The 18,011-nt window shown below is 55.6% G+C and carries 16 protein-coding genes; 5 read left to right on the plus strand and 11 right to left on the minus strand.

What is annotated here, in order from left to right:
• Positions 1 to 63: 63 nt before the first annotated feature.
• The 3 genes from ppk2 to F3J40_RS13950 all read right to left on the minus strand — a co-directional run bounded on the left by ppk2 (position 64) and on the right by F3J40_RS13950 (position 3,086).
• A complete protein-coding gene (gene ppk2, locus F3J40_RS13940; RefSeq protein ID WP_167015479.1) occupies positions 64 to 978 on the minus strand; it encodes a polyphosphate kinase 2 in 915 nt (304 codons plus the stop codon).
• Positions 979 to 1,005: 27 nt separating this feature from the next.
• On the minus strand, positions 1,006 to 2,586 hold the full coding sequence (locus tag F3J40_RS13945) for an inorganic phosphate transporter (protein WP_205297362.1): 1,581 nt from the start codon (positions 2,584 to 2,586) through the stop codon (positions 1,006 to 1,008).
• A gap of 188 nt (positions 2,587 to 2,774) precedes the next feature.
• Positions 2,775 to 3,086, minus strand: coding sequence for a hypothetical protein (locus F3J40_RS13950; protein WP_167015481.1), 312 nt, complete (start codon positions 3,084 to 3,086; stop codon positions 2,775 to 2,777).
• 38 nt (positions 3,087 to 3,124) lie between these two features.
• On the opposite strand from F3J40_RS13950, the gene F3J40_RS13955 reads away from it, so the two are divergent.
• On the plus strand, positions 3,125 to 4,195 hold the full coding sequence (locus F3J40_RS13955) for a porin (protein WP_167015483.1): 1,071 nt from the start codon (positions 3,125 to 3,127) through the stop codon (positions 4,193 to 4,195).
• A gap of 38 nt (positions 4,196 to 4,233) precedes the next feature.
• On the opposite strand, the gene F3J40_RS13960 is transcribed toward F3J40_RS13955, so the two are convergent.
• The 7 genes from F3J40_RS13960 to hutI all read right to left on the minus strand — a co-directional run bounded on the left by F3J40_RS13960 (position 4,234) and on the right by hutI (position 11,779).
• Entirely contained in the window at positions 4,234 to 5,484 is a 1,251-nt protein-coding gene (locus tag F3J40_RS13960; RefSeq protein WP_205297363.1) for an NAD(P)/FAD-dependent oxidoreductase, read from the minus strand.
• Entirely contained in the window at positions 5,485 to 5,832 is a 348-nt protein-coding gene (locus F3J40_RS13965; RefSeq protein WP_017347373.1) for a RidA family protein, read from the minus strand.
• Positions 5,833 to 5,844: 12 nt separating this feature from the next.
• Entirely contained in the window at positions 5,845 to 7,344 is a 1,500-nt protein-coding gene (locus tag F3J40_RS13970) for an amidase (RefSeq protein WP_167015485.1), read from the minus strand.
• 9 nt (positions 7,345 to 7,353) lie between these two features.
• Positions 7,354 to 8,574, minus strand: a complete 1,221-nt coding sequence (locus F3J40_RS13975; protein WP_167015487.1) for an MFS transporter — start codon at positions 8,572 to 8,574, stop codon at positions 7,354 to 7,356.
• 190 nt (positions 8,575 to 8,764) lie between these two features.
• The gene (locus tag F3J40_RS13980) at positions 8,765 to 9,667 is read right to left on the minus strand and encodes a LysR family transcriptional regulator (RefSeq protein WP_017347370.1); all 903 of its coding nucleotides are present in this window, start codon (positions 9,665 to 9,667) and stop codon (positions 8,765 to 8,767) included.
• A gap of 115 nt (positions 9,668 to 9,782) precedes the next feature.
• The gene (gene hutG / locus F3J40_RS13985; RefSeq protein WP_167015489.1) at positions 9,783 to 10,565 is read right to left on the minus strand and encodes an N-formylglutamate deformylase; all 783 of its coding nucleotides are present in this window, start codon (positions 10,563 to 10,565) and stop codon (positions 9,783 to 9,785) included.
• Positions 10,562 to 11,779 (minus strand): imidazolonepropionase, encoded by a 1,218-nt coding sequence (hutI, locus tag F3J40_RS13990; protein ID WP_167015491.1) that lies wholly within the window; start codon positions 11,777 to 11,779, stop codon positions 10,562 to 10,564. The genes hutG and hutI overlap by 4 nt, the downstream gene beginning before the upstream one ends.
• 72 nt (positions 11,780 to 11,851) lie before the next feature.
• Between hutI and F3J40_RS13995 the strand changes: the two genes are divergently transcribed.
• Both F3J40_RS13995 and F3J40_RS14000 read left to right on the plus strand, forming a co-directional pair.
• Positions 11,852 to 13,210 carry a formimidoylglutamate deiminase gene (locus F3J40_RS13995; RefSeq protein WP_167015493.1) on the plus strand — a complete coding sequence of 453 codons (1,359 nt, stop codon included), beginning with the start codon at positions 11,852 to 11,854 and terminating at the stop codon, positions 13,208 to 13,210.
• Positions 13,207 to 13,746: a HutD/Ves family protein gene (locus F3J40_RS14000; protein WP_167015495.1), complete on the plus strand. Its 540-nt coding sequence runs from the start codon at positions 13,207 to 13,209 to the stop codon at positions 13,744 to 13,746. The genes F3J40_RS13995 and F3J40_RS14000 overlap by 4 nt, the downstream gene beginning before the upstream one ends.
• On the opposite strand, the gene hutC is transcribed toward F3J40_RS14000, so the two are convergent.
• A complete protein-coding gene (gene hutC / locus F3J40_RS14005; RefSeq protein WP_017347365.1) occupies positions 13,737 to 14,492 on the minus strand; it encodes a histidine utilization transcriptional repressor HutC in 756 nt (251 codons plus the stop codon). The genes F3J40_RS14000 and hutC overlap by 10 nt on opposite strands.
• 269 nt (positions 14,493 to 14,761) lie before the next feature.
• On the opposite strand from hutC, the gene hutH reads away from it, so the two are divergent.
• Together hutH and hutU are read left to right on the plus strand one after the other, a co-directional pair.
• Positions 14,762 to 16,315, plus strand: coding sequence for a histidine ammonia-lyase (hutH, locus tag F3J40_RS14010; RefSeq protein WP_167015497.1), 1,554 nt, complete (start codon positions 14,762 to 14,764; stop codon positions 16,313 to 16,315).
• Positions 16,315 to 17,997, plus strand: a complete 1,683-nt coding sequence (hutU, locus tag F3J40_RS14015; protein ID WP_167015499.1) for a urocanate hydratase — start codon at positions 16,315 to 16,317, stop codon at positions 17,995 to 17,997. Before hutH ends, hutU begins: the two co-directional genes overlap by 1 nt.
• The last annotated feature ends 14 nt before the right edge of the window (positions 17,998 to 18,011 follow it).

Consider the following 18,011-nt stretch of genomic DNA (forward strand, 5'->3'; position numbering starts at 1 on the left):
CTCAATGAGTAAAGGAAGAGGAGACAAGTTCAGATCAGCAGCCACATCCTTGTGGCAACGCTATCAGTAACAATCGGGGACAATCATGCTGGCAGGCACCGGCTGGCGGGCATAGTCTTCACGATGAATGCGCTCTGGCAGCGTAATACGGCTGCTTTCGCAGCTCTCATACGGCACTTGCTGTAGCAGGTGGGAAATGCAGTTAAGGCGCGCTTTTTTCTTATCAACACCCTGAACAATCCACCACGGCGCTTCTTCTATATTCGTCCGGGCCAGCATCACCTCTTTGGCTTCTGTGTAGTCTTCCCAGCGACGGCGGCTCTCCAGGTCCATCGGGCTGAGTTTCCACTGCTTAAGCGGATCGTGAATGCGGCTGAGGAAACGCAGCTCCTGCTCTTCATCGGTAATAGAGAACCAGTACTTCACGATCTGAATGCCGCTGCGCGTCAGCATACGCTCGAACTCCGGTACGCTACGGAAGAACTCTTCATACTCCGTTTCGTTACAGAAGCCCATTACCCGCTCCACCCCGGCGCGGTTGTACCAGCTGCGGTCAAACAGGACGATTTCACCCGCCGCAGGCAGATGAGAAACATAGCGCTGGAAATACCACTGAGTTTTCTCGCGATCGTTGGGCGCGGGCAGCGCGGCCACACGGCAGCTACGCGGATTGAGGCGCTGCGTGATGCGCTTGATCACGCCCCCCTTCCCTGCCGCATCGCGTCCTTCAAAGATGATCACCATACGGTGCCCGGTACGCATCACCCACTCTTGCATTTTCACCAGCTCGCCCTGTAAGTGCAGCAGCTCGCGGAAATAGCGTCTACGCCAGTGTTTTTCTTCACTGCTTTCACTGCTGGCCAACTCTGAGTGACTCTCTTCCAGTTCCAGCTCTAGCGCTTCGTCGTAGCTGTCATAGAATTCTTGCAAAAGGCGCGCGGTGAACATTTCGTTGTAATTGATTTCGTGAGTAGACATCGCTTGTTATCCCTGTCGCAGAAAGAGTTACAGTGTTTCCAGAAGCCAGTACAACGCGGCAGAAAGGATCGCCGCAGCCGGTAATGTCAGTACCCAGGCCAGCACCATATTGCGCAACGTCTGCATCTGTAAGCCTGAGCGGTTAGCGGCCATGGTGCCGGCAATGCCAGATGAGAGAACGTGGGTGGTAGAGACCGGCAAACCAAACATATCTGCAGCACCAATGGTGCCCATGGCAACCAACTCAGCGCTGGCACCCTGTGCATAGTTGAGATGGCTCTTGCCAATCTTTTCGCCCAGCGTGGCAACAATGCGACGCCAGCCCACCATCGTTCCCAGTCCAAGCGCCATCGCTACCACGATTTTGACCCAATCAGGAATGAACTGCGTGGTGGTGGTCAGTGCCGATTTCAGTGCAAGCAGGTCTGGCGATAGCACCACTGACTTGTCACTCTGCAAACGTTTGATCGACTCAGAGGTGAGGAACATTGCGTTGCGTAAAGCGGTCACACGTGCCGCTGGCACGTTATCCAGTGAACCCGCCAGACGCACTTCATTACCCACCATTCCTGCAACCTGGCCGATGGCAGGCAGCACATCAGCAGTACGCATACCGTTACGCAGATAGGTGGTGAGCACGGCTTCGGGCTGCTGCACAGCAGAGGCCGTTTGTAGCTGGGTGCTGACGCGCAGTGCTAGCTGTGGCAGATCCGTGTCCGGCTGAGCACGGTTCAGTGAGTAAGTAACGGGCAGTGTCGCGACTAAAATCAGCATGATCAGCCCCATCCCTTTTTGCCCGTCATTGGAACCGTGGGCAAAAGAGACACCGGTGCAGGTGAGAATCATCAGCCCGCGGATCCAAACTGGCGGAGGGGTATTCCCGGTAGGCGTCTGGTGCAGTTTTTTGTTTTTAATGAATTTTTTAACCAGCAGCAGCAGCACGGCTGCACAGACAAAGCCCACCACCGGTGAGACGATCAGTGAATAACCAATGTTCATCGCCTGGCCCCAGTTCACCCCACTGGCCGCACTTCTCCCGTGTAACATCGCATTGGCAACGCCAACACCAATGATTGAGCCAATCAGCGTATGTGAAGACGAGGCAGGCAAGCCGAGCCACCAGGTCCCGAGGTTCCACAGAATCGCCGAGAACAGCAGCGCATAGATCATGGCAAAACTGTTGCTACTTCCCGCTTGCAGAATCAGTTCTACCGGCAGCAGCGAGATGATGCCAAACGCGACCGCACCGCTGGAGAGCAGTACGCCAAGAAAATTGAACACCCCAGACCAGACCACCGCGACGGTAGGCGGTAAAGAGTGGGTATAAATAACCGTTGCGACTGCATTGGCGGTGTCATGAAAACCATTAACAAACTCAAAGCCTAAAGCCACAAGCAGCGCAACGCCTAACAGCACAAACGGCACGTAACTGGTGAACTCAGCGCCACTGGTGCTAACGTCGTTTAATACGCTGAATCCTGCATAGATGCACCCGGCGAGTAGCAGAGTAATGAACAATACCAGCATACGTTTGCGGCCTGGGCCGGCGGGTGTATCAAGCGGGGAAGCATTCAGTGGCAAGGGTTGAGTGGAGATGTAATCGCTCATCAGGGAATTTCCTATAAACCTCAAAAGCAGCATTAAGCACAACGATTTGTGTTACCAAACTATAAAAGTTTTATGTCAGTTATATGACAGCAAGAAGAAAAACCACTATTTGCTAAAATCGGATTTACACCATAACTCCATGAGATAACAGCATTTAGCACTCCTTAATCAGCTTAAATCAGTGGTTATCATCCAAAAGAATTACTTATGGATAACAACTCACTGATTTTCTGCTGTCTTTTTACTGTCACAAAACCTTCTTTCTGCCTTAACTTTGTGCAGATCGCACTAAAAACACACACCCTCCCTTCCCCGATACTTAAACGGTATTTTTTGGTGCAACCACTCAAACCCTGGCCCTGTTTTGCACCAGCGTAGCCTTGCCTTTTTAACAAAGCTTCGCCGTTAAAATTGAAATTATCAAAGCCGCTGATTCCTGATAATAAATAGGCAGGCGATAAAACTTTTACTCCAACGCCAATTCGCAAACATAACAACATATCTGCAACATCGCAGACTTTTCCGGACGAGGGAAATAATGAAAAAAGCAGTGGTGATCGCTGCGCTGGCGCTGTTATCCGAAGGCGCTAATGCGGCAACTATTTATAATACCGATGGCAACAAACTTGATTTATACGGCAGCATTCGTGGCCGTCACTACTTCAGCCAGAAAACCAGCCAGGATGGTGATTTTACCTATATGCGCTTCGGTTTTAAGGGACAAACCAAAATTAATGATGCGATCACCGGCTATGGCCAGTGGGAATATCAGGCGCAGGCCAATAAAGCGGAGTCCGAAGGCAATAGCTCAGACCGAACCCGTCTTGGCTTTGCGGGCCTGAATTTTGGCCGCTGGGGATCGATTGATTATGGTCGAAACTACGGTGTCTATTACGATTTGGCCGCCATTACCGATCTGGCCCCCATTTATGACATCCTCACCGACAGCAACGTGGATAACTTCCTGACTGGACGTGGCAATAACCTACTGACTTATCGCAACAAAAATGGCTTTGGCCTGAGCGACAAAGTGATTGTTGCGTTGCAGTATCAAGGGGCTAACGGCGTGGGCGAAAATAACAGTAGCCGCAGTGCTTATGCCGCCAACGGCGACGGTTATGGGGCTAGCCTGGAGTGGGATGTTACCGATGATTTCGCCTTACTGGCAGCCGGTGCCAGCTCTAAACGCACTGCCCAGCAAAATGCGTTAGCCTTGGGTGATGGCCAACGGGCAGATATCTGGGGCGTAGGCTTTAAATACACACCTGGCGCATTTTATCTTGCGGCCAAATATGCTCAGGCCAGTAACATGACGCTGATCAGTGGTTATGGATTCGCCAATAAAACGCAGAATTTTGAGATCTACAGCCAATACTCGTTTGCCAATGGCATCGTGCCTTCACTTGGCTATTTCGTGTCAAAAGGACAGGATATTGAAGGCTACGGCGATGTTGATCTGTTGAAATATGTGGATGCGTCTCTGCGCTACTATTTCAATAAAAACATGTCAGTGTACAGTGATTATCGCATCAACCTGCTGGATAAAAATACGCCGTTTGGCATCCTGACGGACGATACGGTCGGTTTGGGTATCACCTATCAGTTCTGATAAAACAGCAGCGGCGCACTTTGCGCCGCTGTATTCGCTTAGAAACGCCGCGCCGGGCTAAACGGTGCCATTTCTATTGCACTGCGTTCCCCCGTCATCAACTGTGCCAATAACATCCCGGTCGCTGGACCCAGGGTAAAGCCCTGATGCCCGTGACCAAAGGCACACCACATCCCCGGCTTACCTGGCACTGCACCGATTAACGGCTTCATATCCGGCAGGCAAGGACGTGCGCCTTTCCACGGCTGCGGCTCGACGGCTGAGCCTAAAGAGACCAGGGAGCGAGCGACCGGCTCAACGGCAGACAGCTGGGTCGGCGTTGCGGGTGCATCAATATGCGTCAGCTCTGCGCCAGTAGTAATACGTACACCACGCGCCATCGGTGCCAGCAGATAACCGCGCTCTTCATCCAACATCCAGTGTTGCAACGGATGCGGTGAATCGTCACGGAAATGCTGATGATAACCACGCTTCACAAACAGCGGCGGGCGGAAACCAAAATCGCCCGTCAACTGTGTGCTCCACGGGCCAAGCGCCACCACCACCTGGCGAGCAGAAACCCACTCACCGCTGGCAGTCTGGACTTGCCAGCCGCCATCAGGCAACGGGCGCAACGTGGTAGCATCACCGCGTAATTCGGTGGCACCACGCTGAAACAACAGCCTGGCATACGCTTTCACTAAATCACCGGGATCGCGCACGGTCAGAGGATCGGTCCAGTGAATGGCCCCGCTCAACCGCTCACGCAATGCAGGCTCTTGTGCCTGGAGTTGCGCGCCATCCAGCTTACAGTGATTCACCCCCAACGCGGTGAGCTTATCGGCATCGGCAAACGCTTCATCACGGCGCTTATCGCTGCGGAACAGCATCAGCCAGCCTCGCTTACCCAGCAGATGCTGTGCATTGGCGTCGGCTAACAGGCTTTCGTGAGTTTCCAGAGATAAAGCAATCAGTGAGGCATAAGCGGCCGCAATCGGTTGATACGCAGCGTCCGCAGAGTTGCGGTAATAACGCAGCAGCGGCGACAGTAACGCTGGCACCGCTCGCGCATGGTAACGCACATCCAACCGCCGGTTGCCCGCAACACTCAACAACGTACTCAACTCACGCGGGAAACGATAAGGATGTACCGCTTCACGCTGAATAATCCCGGCATTACCGTAGGAGGTCTCTTCCCCAGGATTGCGTCGATCCAGCAGCGCGACATCCAGCCCGCGCTGCTGCAAATGCAGTGCACAGCTCACACCCACCATGCCAGCACCTAATACCAACACATCGTGCTTCATCATTTACTCCGCTGCGGGCTTCTGAGCCACGACGGTAATCTCTAACAACGCATCCGGTAAGACCAGACCCGCCAACACCGTTGTACGCACCGGCAAAGGTGCGCTAAACCACTTCGCATAGGCCTCATTGAACGGGGCAAATTGCGCTGCGTCAGTCAGATAAACAGTGCAGGAGATAACATCCGCCAGCGTACACCCTTCCCCGGCAAGCGTAGCCTGTACGCGTTGCAGAATACGGTCGGTCTGATGGGTGATATCAGGCACCAGGCTGCCATCCTCTTCGAAGCCAATCTCGCCGGAAAGCCACACCAGTGAACCTGACTCACGTACTTTGGCAAAAGGTAAATTCATGTCTTAACTCGCTTATTGTCCGAGGGGGAGATAAAAATCAGGCATGGTGGCGATCGGCTGCGCACCACGTAACATCGCCATATCAGGCACCGGCCGTGCCAACTGCGGCTCTTGCTTAAGTTTCTGTTCCAGGGCTTTCGCTACGCGCAGTACACCTGCATCATCGCCGCGTTTGCCGATGATCTGCAAACCAAACGGCATCCCGTTGTGGTCACGTCCCACGGGCAGTGACAGTGAAGGTAATCCCCCCAACGACGTCACGTAGGCCAGCGCCAGCCAGTGATAATAGGTGCGCGTCGCCTGACCATTGATCTCTTTAGGATAGAGCTCCGTCCAGGGGCGCGGCGAAATGGTCACTGCCGGTGAAACCATATAATCGAAGTCATTGAAGAACGCAGCCCAACGGCGGAACAGTTGCGTCTGTAAATCCAGCCCGCGGGCAATATCCTGCGCGCTGTAGCGTAGGCCTTCCTCAACGTTCATCCGGACATTTTCACCCACCTGCTGCGGATCTTGTTGATACAACTCGCGCGTGGCAGTGAGGAACATCAGTGAACGCAGCGTCTCAAACGCTTCGTTGCAGCCGGTGCAATCTGGCGTAGCCTGCTCAGCGGAGGCAAACAGCGGCGCAATATGTTGCATCTTATGCTGGAAGCTTTCGGCCACGACGGTTTCGGTCGGTGCAAAGCCAAAATCACTGCTGTACGCAAGACGTAGCGAAGAGAGATCGCTGCCTGCCAGCGGGAAAAACTCTTCCGGCTGACGTAACTGGCGGCCCGGCACCACGTGGGAGAGCGGATCGCGTGCATCTTCCCCCGCCATGACACTGAACATCAACGCAGCATCATCTACCGTGCGCCCCATCGGGCCAAGCGTAGAGATCTGCAACCAGGCACAACCACGTTTCTCCGCAGGAATCATCCCTGGTGTTGGACGAAAACCGACTATGCCATTGAAGGCTGCGGGATTACGTAGCGAACCGCCAGTATCAGAACCTGTTGCCAGTGAAACCATACCGCAGGCCAGTGCCGCCGCAGATCCCCCGGAGGAGCCAGCAGCAGAGCGGGTCGTATCAAAGGGGTTCCCGGTGGTGCCATATACGGCATTACGTGAGTTACCGCCCGCACCCCATTCAGGCACGTTGGTCTTCCCGACAATGTTAGCGCCAGCAGCACGCAGCACCGCCACCAGACGCTCATCTTTGCTTGCCAGATTATCGCGTTTGGCAATGCTGCCGAAGGTGGTAGGCAGTCCGGCTGCATCAATCATATCCTTCACGCCTAGCGGCAGCCCATGCAGTGGGCCAAGCGGCTCTCCCCGCAGCACGGCTTTATCCTGCTCTGCCGCCGCTGCGCGTGCAGCGCTGAAATCGCAGGCGACCATCGCGTTAACTGCGGGGTTCACTGCCTCAATCCGGGTAATGCAACTCTCCAGTAACTCACTGGGAGCAATACTTTTTTCACCAATCAGCCGCCGGGCTTCCGTTGCAGAGAGGTCGCATAAGCTATTCATATCTCATCCTTATTTGTTTAATGACGTCAGCGTGACAGGCTCATGTACCGTCTTTGTGGTGCGAATGGTCAGGCTAATTACGCTGGAGAATGCAGCAGCCCCCATCAAGAACAGGAATGCGGAACCGAAGCTGAAGTACTGCACCATCAGACCAATCCCCAGCGGGGCGATAAAGCCCGCTGCCTGACCACCGAAGTTGATGATGCCAATCCCGGTGCCAATCATGCGTGGTGCCAAAATTTTGGTGGGCAGTGCAACGGCAACCGCCAGCACAAAAGATTTAAAGAAATAGGTGAATGACTGCGCCACAATAAGCCCCGTCAGGCTTTCAGCGCGATACATGCAGCCGATAGAAATTGCGGTAAATAATGCGCTGAACAGCAACATCATATTCTCGCGACCATTGAAGAACTTCACCATCACCCAGCCGCCAATCGCGGTAGCAATACCTGCCATCAGATAGGGGATGGGCAGAAGCACACCGACGGCTTTCAGGTCGAGGTGACGCTCCTTCATCAGATATACCGGCATCCAGGAATCCAGGCCTTTATTAATTAAGCTCAGACCAAACCAGGCGGCTGCAATCTTCCACAACAGCGGGTGCTTCAATACCTCGCGCATATCTTTAAAATTAATACGCTCCCTGCTGCTGGCGCTGTTTACCGCGGTATTGCGCACCGTCAGGCTATATATCAGAACAAACACCAGTCCCAAAATCCCAATTAGCATAAAGCTATGACGCCACTGGAAATTCAACAGCAGTGGCGCAATCAGCAAGGGCGCAATCATGCTGCCGACATAGTTCGAGGAGACCAGCAGAGAGGTAATTTTCGGTTTTTGTGTGGCAGGATAGTTCTCTGCGGCATTCTTAATCGCCGCCGAAGGGAAGGCGCCCTCTCCAAGACCAAACAGTAAGCGAATAAGTATCAGCGAAGCCAGCGAACCGGCAAAACCAGTCAGCATGGTGAACAGCGACCATAATCCAATCGCCATGATCACGACATACTTAGCACCGAAGCGATCCGCCAGCCAGCCACCAGGCAGTTGCATCAGCCAGAAGCCAAAATAGAAGACACTCAGTACCAGGCCTAATTCAGACGGCGAGAGATTTAGCTCGGCGGTGATGGCCGGCGCACCCATACTTAATACAACACGGTCAATAAAGGCGATACACCAGGCTACATACAATAAAAACAGGACCCAGTGTTTATAATGAGATGAAGGCCGCATGGAGATTCCTCAATACCGGAGCGAAACAGGATAATTTCATCCTATCTCCACGGCATCTTTATCACCAATTCAACTTTTACACGATATCGATATCAAAAAAGCAAAGATAAGCCCATGATAAGTCATTATTATCTTCAGCCCGAAATAGTGGCGAAAAATATCCCATCCCCTGCGATAAAATAAGTAAAAGTTATGGCAATGCGGCTACCATGATTCTGTCCTGTTCCATTTCCCGCATAAAATGATCGATAAATACATTCACCGCTTTCGGTAAACTGCGCCCGGCCAGGGTGTTGAGCTCAATATTGATGCCATTAAGATCCTGACCAATCAGCGGCACGGCTTTGAGTTGGTGATAGCGCACATGTTCACGTACCGTCAGTTCCGAAGCCACCACCACGCCCTGCTCATAGCGGGCAAAAGCCAGCAGTGCGCTGATCGAGTTGGTTTCAAACACCGGCGCAAAATGAAGCCCCTGCCGGCTGCAACAGGCATCAATCAAACGCCGCATCATAATCGGCCGTTCAGGCAATCCCAGAGGATAACCGGCTAACTGCGAAAGTTGCAGCATGTGACGCTGAGCCAGAACGTGATCCGGCTGCATCACCGCCACCAGCCGCGACTGCATACGCCAGGCGACGTGAATGTTCTCTTCCGGCTTTTGGCTAAACGTCAGGCCAATATCACTCTCCCCTTCGCGCAAACGGCGCACGATATCTTCAGCATGGGTGACATGTAAACGGAACTGAATATCGGGATAGTGATGACGAAAAGAGGCGATCATCTGCGGCAGTAGATCAACGCTAAACCCCGCCGAGCTATCAATGCGCACTTCACCTTTACGCAATCCCCCGAGTTCCGCCAACTCATGCAGCACCTTTTCGCTCTCTAACTGGCTGCGAATCGCCCAGGCCGCAAGCAATTCACCGGCGGCCGTCGGGATCATGCCCTCTTTGCGTCGCTCAAACAGCACTTCTCCTAGCCTGTCTTCCAGGCCGCTGATTTGCCGACTGATGGCCGAGGCTGCAACGTTCAGCTTCTGTGCCGCAAGGCTGAGTGAACCACTGCGCACCACTTCGAGAAAGTAGCGCACCGCATTATCCTGGAGATAGCGAGCTTTCAAGGTCTGTTACCGATAATTCAGGGGGGAAGGCAGTGATAACACAGAAAAACCGCCGCAGGCAATCGCGGCGGCAGGTCAGTCCCGGCTACGCTTGCGCTAACATCGCCTGCAAGAGCTGTTTCAGCACACGCTTTAATTCAGCAGCGCGCGCCGGGCGATAAGTGAAGGGGGGAGTTTCATCCATATAGTTCAGTTGGGCCAGTTCAATCTGCACTGCCTGCTGCTGCTGGGCTGGCGAGCCATGGTGGCGGGTGATGTGCCCACCTTTGAAACGCCCATTCAGCACCCAGCTAAACGTGTTCTGTTCACCGCACACTGCACACATCGCCGCACTGATGGCCGGATCGCAGCTACGGCCATCGTTAGTCCCGATATTAATATCCGGCAGCGGCCCGTCAAACAAACGGGGAATGACCGAAGCGATCGAGTGTGCATCATATAAAAGTGCCTGACCGTGCAAGGCTTTCAAGCGGGATAATTCGCTGGCGATTTGCTGATGATAAGGCTGCCAAATCTGTTCGATATAGCGCTGACGAACAACGCTATCCGGTGCCTGGCCGGGATGGAATACGGGCCGACCATCAAACAACGTCTCTGGAAACAGTCCGGTCGTGGCGGTGGTATACAGCGGGGTGTCATCCGCTGGGCGATTCAGATCAACCACAAAACGCGAATAGTTAGCCACCAGCAAGCTGGCTCCCAGCTCCTCGGCAAAGTCATATAACAGAGGCAGATGCCAGTCGGTATCCGGTAATGCGGCGGCTTCCGCCGTTAAACCGCGCTCAACCTCCGGTGTTAGCTGGGTACCGGCATGGGGAATGCTCACTAACAGGGGCTGCGTACCTTGTTTAAAATAAAACGGTTTCATCGGATCACTCCTCGATAAACGGTGTGACAAGGCAGCGTACCACCCAGCCAGTAAGCCAGTTCCGCCGGATGCGCCAGCGGCCAGTGGACGAAGTTGGCGATTTTCCCCACCTCCAGCGAACCCTGACTCTGCGCTAAACCCAGCGCCTGAGCAGCATGGATCGTGACGCCTGCCAGCGCCTCTTCCGGCGTCAGACCAAACAGCGTGCAGCCCATATTAAGCATCAGTCGCAGTGAAAGTGCGGGCGAGGTTCCGGGGTTACTGTCGCTGGCGAGTGCCATCGGTACGCCATAACGGCGGAACAGCGCCACAGGCGGTGACTGCTTTTCTCGCAGCAGATAAAACGCCCCCGGCAGCAATACCGCCACCGTGCCGCTGGCGGCCATCGCTGCGACATCCGCTTCCGTGGCATATTCCAGATGATCGGCAGAGAGTGCAGCATAACGCGCCGCGAGGCCGCTTCCGCCCAGGGCTGAAAGTTGCTCCGCGTGCAGTTTCACCGGCAGCCCCAGCCGCTGTGCGGCTTGAAAAACCTGTTCCACCTGTGCGGGTGAAAACGCCAGATGCTCGCAAAAGGCATCCACGGCATCAATCAGGCCGAGTGCCTGCGCCTGTGGCAGAATTTGTTCACAAATCAGCGTAATCCAACCCTCGGCATTATCGCGAAATTCCGGTGGGACGGCATGGGCGGCCAGGCAGGTGGTCACCACATCGACCCTCTCCTGCTCACCAAGCTGTCTGGCCGCCAGCAACATGCGCAGTTCCGCGTCAAGACTCAGACCATAGCCCGATTTTATCTCTACGGTAGTCACCCCTTCGGCCAACAGATGCGCCAGACGCTGGCGGGCGCTGCTCACCAGCTCAGCGACGCTGGCGTTACGGGTCGCCTGCACCGTGGAGAGAATACCGCCGCCCTGGGCCGCGATTTCGCTGTAACTTACCCCATTCAGGCGCTGCTCAAACTCCGCACTGCGATCGCCACCGTAGATCAGGTGGGTGTGGCAGTCGATCAACCCCGGCGTCACGATCCCGCCCGCCAGCTGATGCGTGGTTGTTGCCTGGAGACTAGCGGCTTCGGCCTGCGGCCCGATCGCCACGATCTTATCGTCCGTTACGGCGATAAATCCCTGTTTTATCGTGTGATAGCGCCCGTCACGCAGGGTCACGATATCGGCGCCGATCCACAGGCTGTCACAGTGCTGTTGCGCTGCCATAACACCTCTTGATTTACAGAATTCGTCAAAGTATGTATATGTATATACAAGCACGCTCACCAAGGATCAACCATGTTACGCTTTTTTATTACCCAGGCGCTGCTGGGGGAAAAATGGCAACACAACGTCACGCTTGAGGTTAACGATCAGGGCATGATCGCCGCGATCATCCCCGATAGCGAACCTGGGGATGCCACCCAGCTCAATGGGGCGATGATCCCCGCCATGACCAATTTGCATTCGCACGCTTTCCAACGCGCGATGGCCGGGCTAACGGAAATTGCCGGTGATCCACAGGACAGTTTCTGGACCTGGCGTGAGCAGATGTACCGGCTGGTGGGCCGCCTGACGCCGGAGCAAGTGGGCGTCATTGCCCGTCATCTCTACTGTGACCTGTTGCGCGGTGGCTATACGCAAGTGGCGGAATTTCACTACCTGCATCACGATCTCTCCGGCCTTCCTTACGCGCAGGATGAGATGCTGCAACAGTTGCTGGCAGCCGCAGTGGATAGCGGAATCGGACAGACACTGCTGCCGGTCCTCTACAGCTATGCCGGATTTGGCGCGCAACCGCCGCAACCGGCACAACGGCGTTTTATCCAGAACAGCGATCAGTATCTGGCACAGCAAGATCGTCTGGCGCACCTTATTACTCCCTACCCGTTGATCAATCGCGGACTCTGTTTCCACTCACTGCGCGCCGTCAGCGAAAGCCAGATCGCTCAGGTGCTCAGCGCCAGTGCTGCCGATCTCCCGGTCCATATTCACGTCGCGGAGCAGCAAAAAGAGGTGGATGACTGCCTCGCCTGGAGCGGACAGCGCCCGGTGGGGTGGCTGCTGGACCACGTAGACGTGGATGCTCGCTGGTGCCTGATTCACGCGACCCATATGACACCGTCAGAGATTGAACGTCTGGCGCGAAGCCAGGCGGTCGCGGGGCTGTGCCCCACCACGGAAGCCAACCTTGGCGACGGTATTTTTCCAGCCACGGCGTATCTCGCCGCACAAGGCCGCTGGGGTATTGGTTCCGACAGTCACGTTTCACTGAGTGCGCTGGAAGAGTTACGCTGGCTGGAGTACGCCCAGCGGCTACGCGATTGTCGTCGTAATCGTCTGACAAGCAGCGCTACACCCGGCGTGGGTAACTTACTGTGGCAGCAAGCCGCACAGGGTGGCGCGCAGGCCTGTGGTCTGGCACTGGGCAAGTTGGCGGTGGGTTATCGTGCTGACTGGCTGCTGTTAGATGACGCCGCCTGGTTTAGTGGCTGCCCCGATGAACAGCGGTTAAATCGCTGGCTGTTCGCCGGAGATAACCGCCAGATTCGCGATGTTTTCGTGGCGGGTAAGCAGGTGATTCATCAAGGCCAACACCGGAATGATGAACAGAATGCACGCCAGCTCCGCACGGTGATGCAGGCGTTAAACTCTTGAAAAAGCGCTATAACGTCAATAGCCTGCCAGTAACACCGTGGAAAAACGGCGGCGGCGAAACCCGTGAAATCATCGCGATTCCCAGCACGCAGGCAGAATTTAGCTGGCGAGCCAGCATCGCCACGCTTAGCCAGAGTGGCCCTTTTTCCTCTTTTCCCGGTGTGGATCGCACCATTACGTTACTGAGCGGCAGCGAAGTCACGCTGGAGATTGACCAGCAACCACGGCGTTTACTCCAGTGGCAACCCGTGGCGTTTGCAGGTGAGCAAAGCGTGTTTTGCCACGTCGGCACTCAGCCCAGCCAGGATTTTAATATTATGGTGGCGCGGGCTGAATACCGCGCTGAGGTCAGCGTCACCGCCGCTGCTGCTGCGGCGACGGAAGGGGTTTGTCTGGTACTCAGAGGGCGCTGGCGGGCAGGAGATGACAGGTTAGCGCCCGCAGAGGGGATCTTCTGGCGCGGCCAGCGGGTGACGCTGGAACCGGATTCAGAGCAGGCAATGCTGCTTTTCGTCGCCTTAATTCCTCAACCGTGACCGCGAAATTTACCCAAAAGCTTATAGCGCGTTCCCGGATAAAGCAGACGGGCGTAGGTTACCACCTTGCCGTCGCTCCACGTCTGACGGCGGATCAGCAAACACGGCTCGCGATCGTCAATCATCAGCGCTTTTTGCTGCTGACGGTCAGGCATCACCGCTTCAACCACATGTTCACCCGCCGACAACGGAGCAACGTTCATCAGATAGGTATACGGCGTTTCCTGCTCATAATCATGTTGCAGGTATTCCGGCGCCATCAGTGGGTTCACCAGTCGATCTTCCAGCTGTACCGGCACATCATTCTCATAATGCACAATCACCGAATGAAAGGCTTTCTGCCCGCTGGTGAGCCCTAACAGCGCGGCCTCTTCGGGGTCTGCTTTCACTTCGACCAGTCGCAGGACTTTACTGCTGTGCTTATGTCCGCGTGAGCGAATTTCTTCAGCGATATTATGGACTTCCAGCATGGCGGTATAACCTTTGCTTTCGGCGACAAACGTTCCTACCCCCTGCATGCGCATTAAAAAGCCTTCGCTGGTCAGTTCACGCAGCGCACGGTTGATGGTCATGCGGCTCACGCCCAGCTCATTCACCAACTCACTCTCTGACGGTACGCGCTGATGGGCTTTCCACACCCCCTGGCGAATCTGGCTGATGATCGCCTGCTTAACACGCAGATAAATGGGCGCAGGCTGATCGCCCATGGCGGCAGCTAACTGAGAAACGGCGGACGGCCCGGTCATAGAGGGTTCCTTCTGTGAATGAAGCGCTAGTGTACCCACTGGCAGAATAGCTGTATAGACGAGCCAGCATCGGTTGAACGGCTTTTTCATCTGCCAGTGCCAGTGTGATTGTGCTTCCAAAACACGCGCTGATCTATGCCTGATCTCTCACTTGTATAGACAAGCATGTACACTTATGCTTCACTGCATGCATACCTCGATTGTTACGATCCTTCATCGCCTGCTGATCGCGCGATGATCATCACCACCTTGTCTATACAGGAGTATTTATGTCATCCACAGCGTACGACTGCTGTCTGACACCAGGTGAAGTTGACCTGGCGACATTGAAAGCCATCTACCACGGGAACGTTAAGCTGCGCCTCAATGACGAGGCGCGCCAACGGGTGAGTGCAGCACGACAAACGGTGGAGACCATTCTGGACTCTGGCGAGGTGGTGTACGGGATTAACACTGGCTTTGGTAAGTTGGCACAAACCACCATTCCTGCCGATCATCTGGCGGAGCTGCAACGTAATTTGATCCTGTCACACAGCGTTGGGCTGGGCGATCTGCTGCCGGACAACGTGGTGCGTCTGGTAATGGCGACCAAAATCATTAGCCTGGGCCGTGGTCACTCCGGCATACGCCTGGAACTGATTGATGCGCTTATCACACTGTATAACGCCGGTATCATGCCGTGCATCCCAGAGAAAGGATCTGTCGGTGCGTCCGGCGATTTAGCGCCATTGGCGCACCTTTCACTGATGCTGCTGGGCGAGGGGCAAGTCCGGGTTGAGGGAGAACTCGTCCCTGCGCTGCAAGCACTCGCCAGCGTCGGCCTTGCGCCTTTTGAGCCTGCCCCCAAAGAGGGACTGGCGCTGCTGAATGGCACCCAGGTTTCAACAGCACTGGCGCTGCGCGGTCTGTTTGAAGCTGAAAATGTGTTTGCTGCCGGATTGATTGCCGGCGCATTTTCGCTGGAAGCCATCAAAGGTTCGGTGAAACCCTTTGATGCCCGCATTCATCAGGCGCGCGGCCAGCAAGGGCAGATCGCGGTAGCGGCAGCGGTTTCCACTCTGCTCAACGGCAGTGAAATCCTCAGTTCCCATCTCCACTGTGGTCGTGTGCAGGACCCGTACTCGATCCGCTGTGTTCCACAGGTCATGGGAGCCTGCCTCGATAACCTGCACTACGCGGCGCGTATCCTGCAAATCGAAGCCAACGCGGCTTCTGATAATCCCCTGGTGTTTACCGATACCGGCGAGGTGATTTCCGGCGGTAACTTCCACGCGGAGCCGGTTGCCTTTGCCGCCGATATTATCGCCCTGGCCGTCGCCGAGATTGGTGCCATTTCTGAACGCCGTCTGGCGCTGCTACTGGATAGCGGCTTGTCTGGCCTGCCGCCTTTCCTGGTGCAGAATGGCGGCGTTAATTCCGGGTTTATGATCGCCCAGGTCACAGCTGCGGCGCTGGCCTCGGAAAATAAATCCCTGGCCCACCCTGGCAGTGTCGATAGCCTGCCCACGTCGGCCAATCAGGAAGACCACGTTTCAATGGCGACCTACGCCGCTCGCCGCCTCGGCGCGATGTGTTTCAACACCGCTGCGGTAGTGGGTATTGAAGCGATGGCCGCCGCGCAGGGCATGGAGTTTCATCGCCCGTTGCAAAGTTCCCCGCTGATGGAGCCACTGTTCGGCGAGATACGCAGCCGTGTCGCTTTCCTCGATAAAGATCGCCTGCTGGCCCCCGATATTGACGCCATGCGCCTGTGGGCCAGCCGCTCTGACTGGCCGGAAGCCGTGAGCCAGTTGTTGCCCAGCCACCCGAAAGGAGAAGTTTGATGACTGACTCACTGCGAACGGCCATTGCCCGCGAAGTACGCGCGCCGCACGGCAGCGAACTGCACTGCGCGAACTGGCTGATTGAAGCAGCCTGGCGCATGATTCAGAACAACCTCGATCCCGATGTCGCCGAGCGGCCAGAAGATCTGGTGGTGTATGGTGGTATTGGCAAAGCGGCCCGTAACTGGGAGAGCTTCGAGCAGATCCTGCGTTCATTACAGGCACTCCAGCCCGACGAAACCCTGTTGGTGCAGTCTGGCAAACCGGTCGGGGTGTTTCGTACCCATGCCGATGCGCCGCGCGTGCTGATCGCCAACTCAAATCTGGTGCCGCATTGGGCAAACTGGGACCACTTCCACCAGTTGGATCAAGCTGGCCTGATGATGTACGGCCAGATGACCGCAGGTTCGTGGATTTACATTGGCGCGCAGGGCATTGTGCAAGGCACTTATGAAACCTTCGCCGAAGCGGGTCGCCAGCACTATGGCGGCGATCTCGGTGGACGCTGGATCCTGACCGCCGGGCTGGGCGGAATGGGCGGCGCACAGCCGCTGGCGGGTGTGTTAGCTGGGGCCTGCGTGCTGGCGATTGAGTGCCAGGAGTCGCGCATCGATTTTCGTTTGCGCACCCGTTATCTCGATCATAAAGCCCATACGCTGGATGAGGCGCTAGCGCTGATTGAGACAGCCACCGCAGCAGGTAAAGCGATTTCGGTCGGCCTACTGGGTAATGCGGCTGAGATCCTGCCTCAGTTAGTGGATCGTGCCCGCAGCGGCGGCCTGCGCCCGGATATCGTGACCGATCAGACCTCCGCTCACGATCCGATTAACGGCTATTTGCCGCTTGGCTGGACGTTAGAGCAGTGGCAGGAGCAGCGTCAGCTGAATCCGAAAGCGGTGGAGAAAGCCGCGCGGGCTTCTATGGCACGCCACGTACAAGCCATGTTGGATTTTCATCATTTGGGGATTCCAACTGTGGATTACGGCAACAATATCCGTCAGGTGGCGTTTGACGAAGGTGTGAATAACGCCTTTGATTTCCCTGGTTTTGTGCCTGCCTATATCCGTCCGCTGTTTTGTGAAGGCAAAGGGCCATTCCGTTGGGTGGCGCTGTCGGGTGATCCCGAAGATATCCGTAAAACCGATGAGAAGTTAAAACAGCTGTTCCCGGACAATGCCCGCTTACACCGCTGGCTGGATATGGCGCAGGCGCGTATCGCGTTTCAGGGTTTGCCAGCGCGCATCTGCTGGCTGGGTCTGGGAGAGCGTCATCTGGCCGGGTTAGCGTTCAATGAGATGGTGCGCAATGGCGAACTAAAAGCGCCGATTGTGATTGGTCGCGATCATCTGGATTGCGGCTCCGTTGCCTCCCCAAACCGGGAAACGGAAGCGATGTTGGATGGTTCCGATGCGGTGTCTGACTGGCCGTTGCTGAATGCGTTGTTGAATACAGCGGGCGGCGCAACCTGGGTCAGTTTGCACCATGGCGGCGGGGTTGGGATGGGCTTTTCACAACATGCTGGCGTAGTCATCGTGTGTGATGGCACGCCGGAAGCCGATGCTCGTCTTGGTCGGGTACTGTGGAACGATCCCGCCACGGGCGTGATGCGCCACGCCGATGCGGGCTATGAAAGCGCGAAGGCCTGCGCGCAGCAGCACCAGCTAAACTTACCGATGGTGTAACCCGTTCGCTCTCC

This window comes from Candidatus Pantoea multigeneris, assembly GCF_011752615.1.
Taxonomy (GTDB): Bacteria; Pseudomonadota; Gammaproteobacteria; order Enterobacterales; family Enterobacteriaceae; genus Pantoea; species Pantoea multigeneris.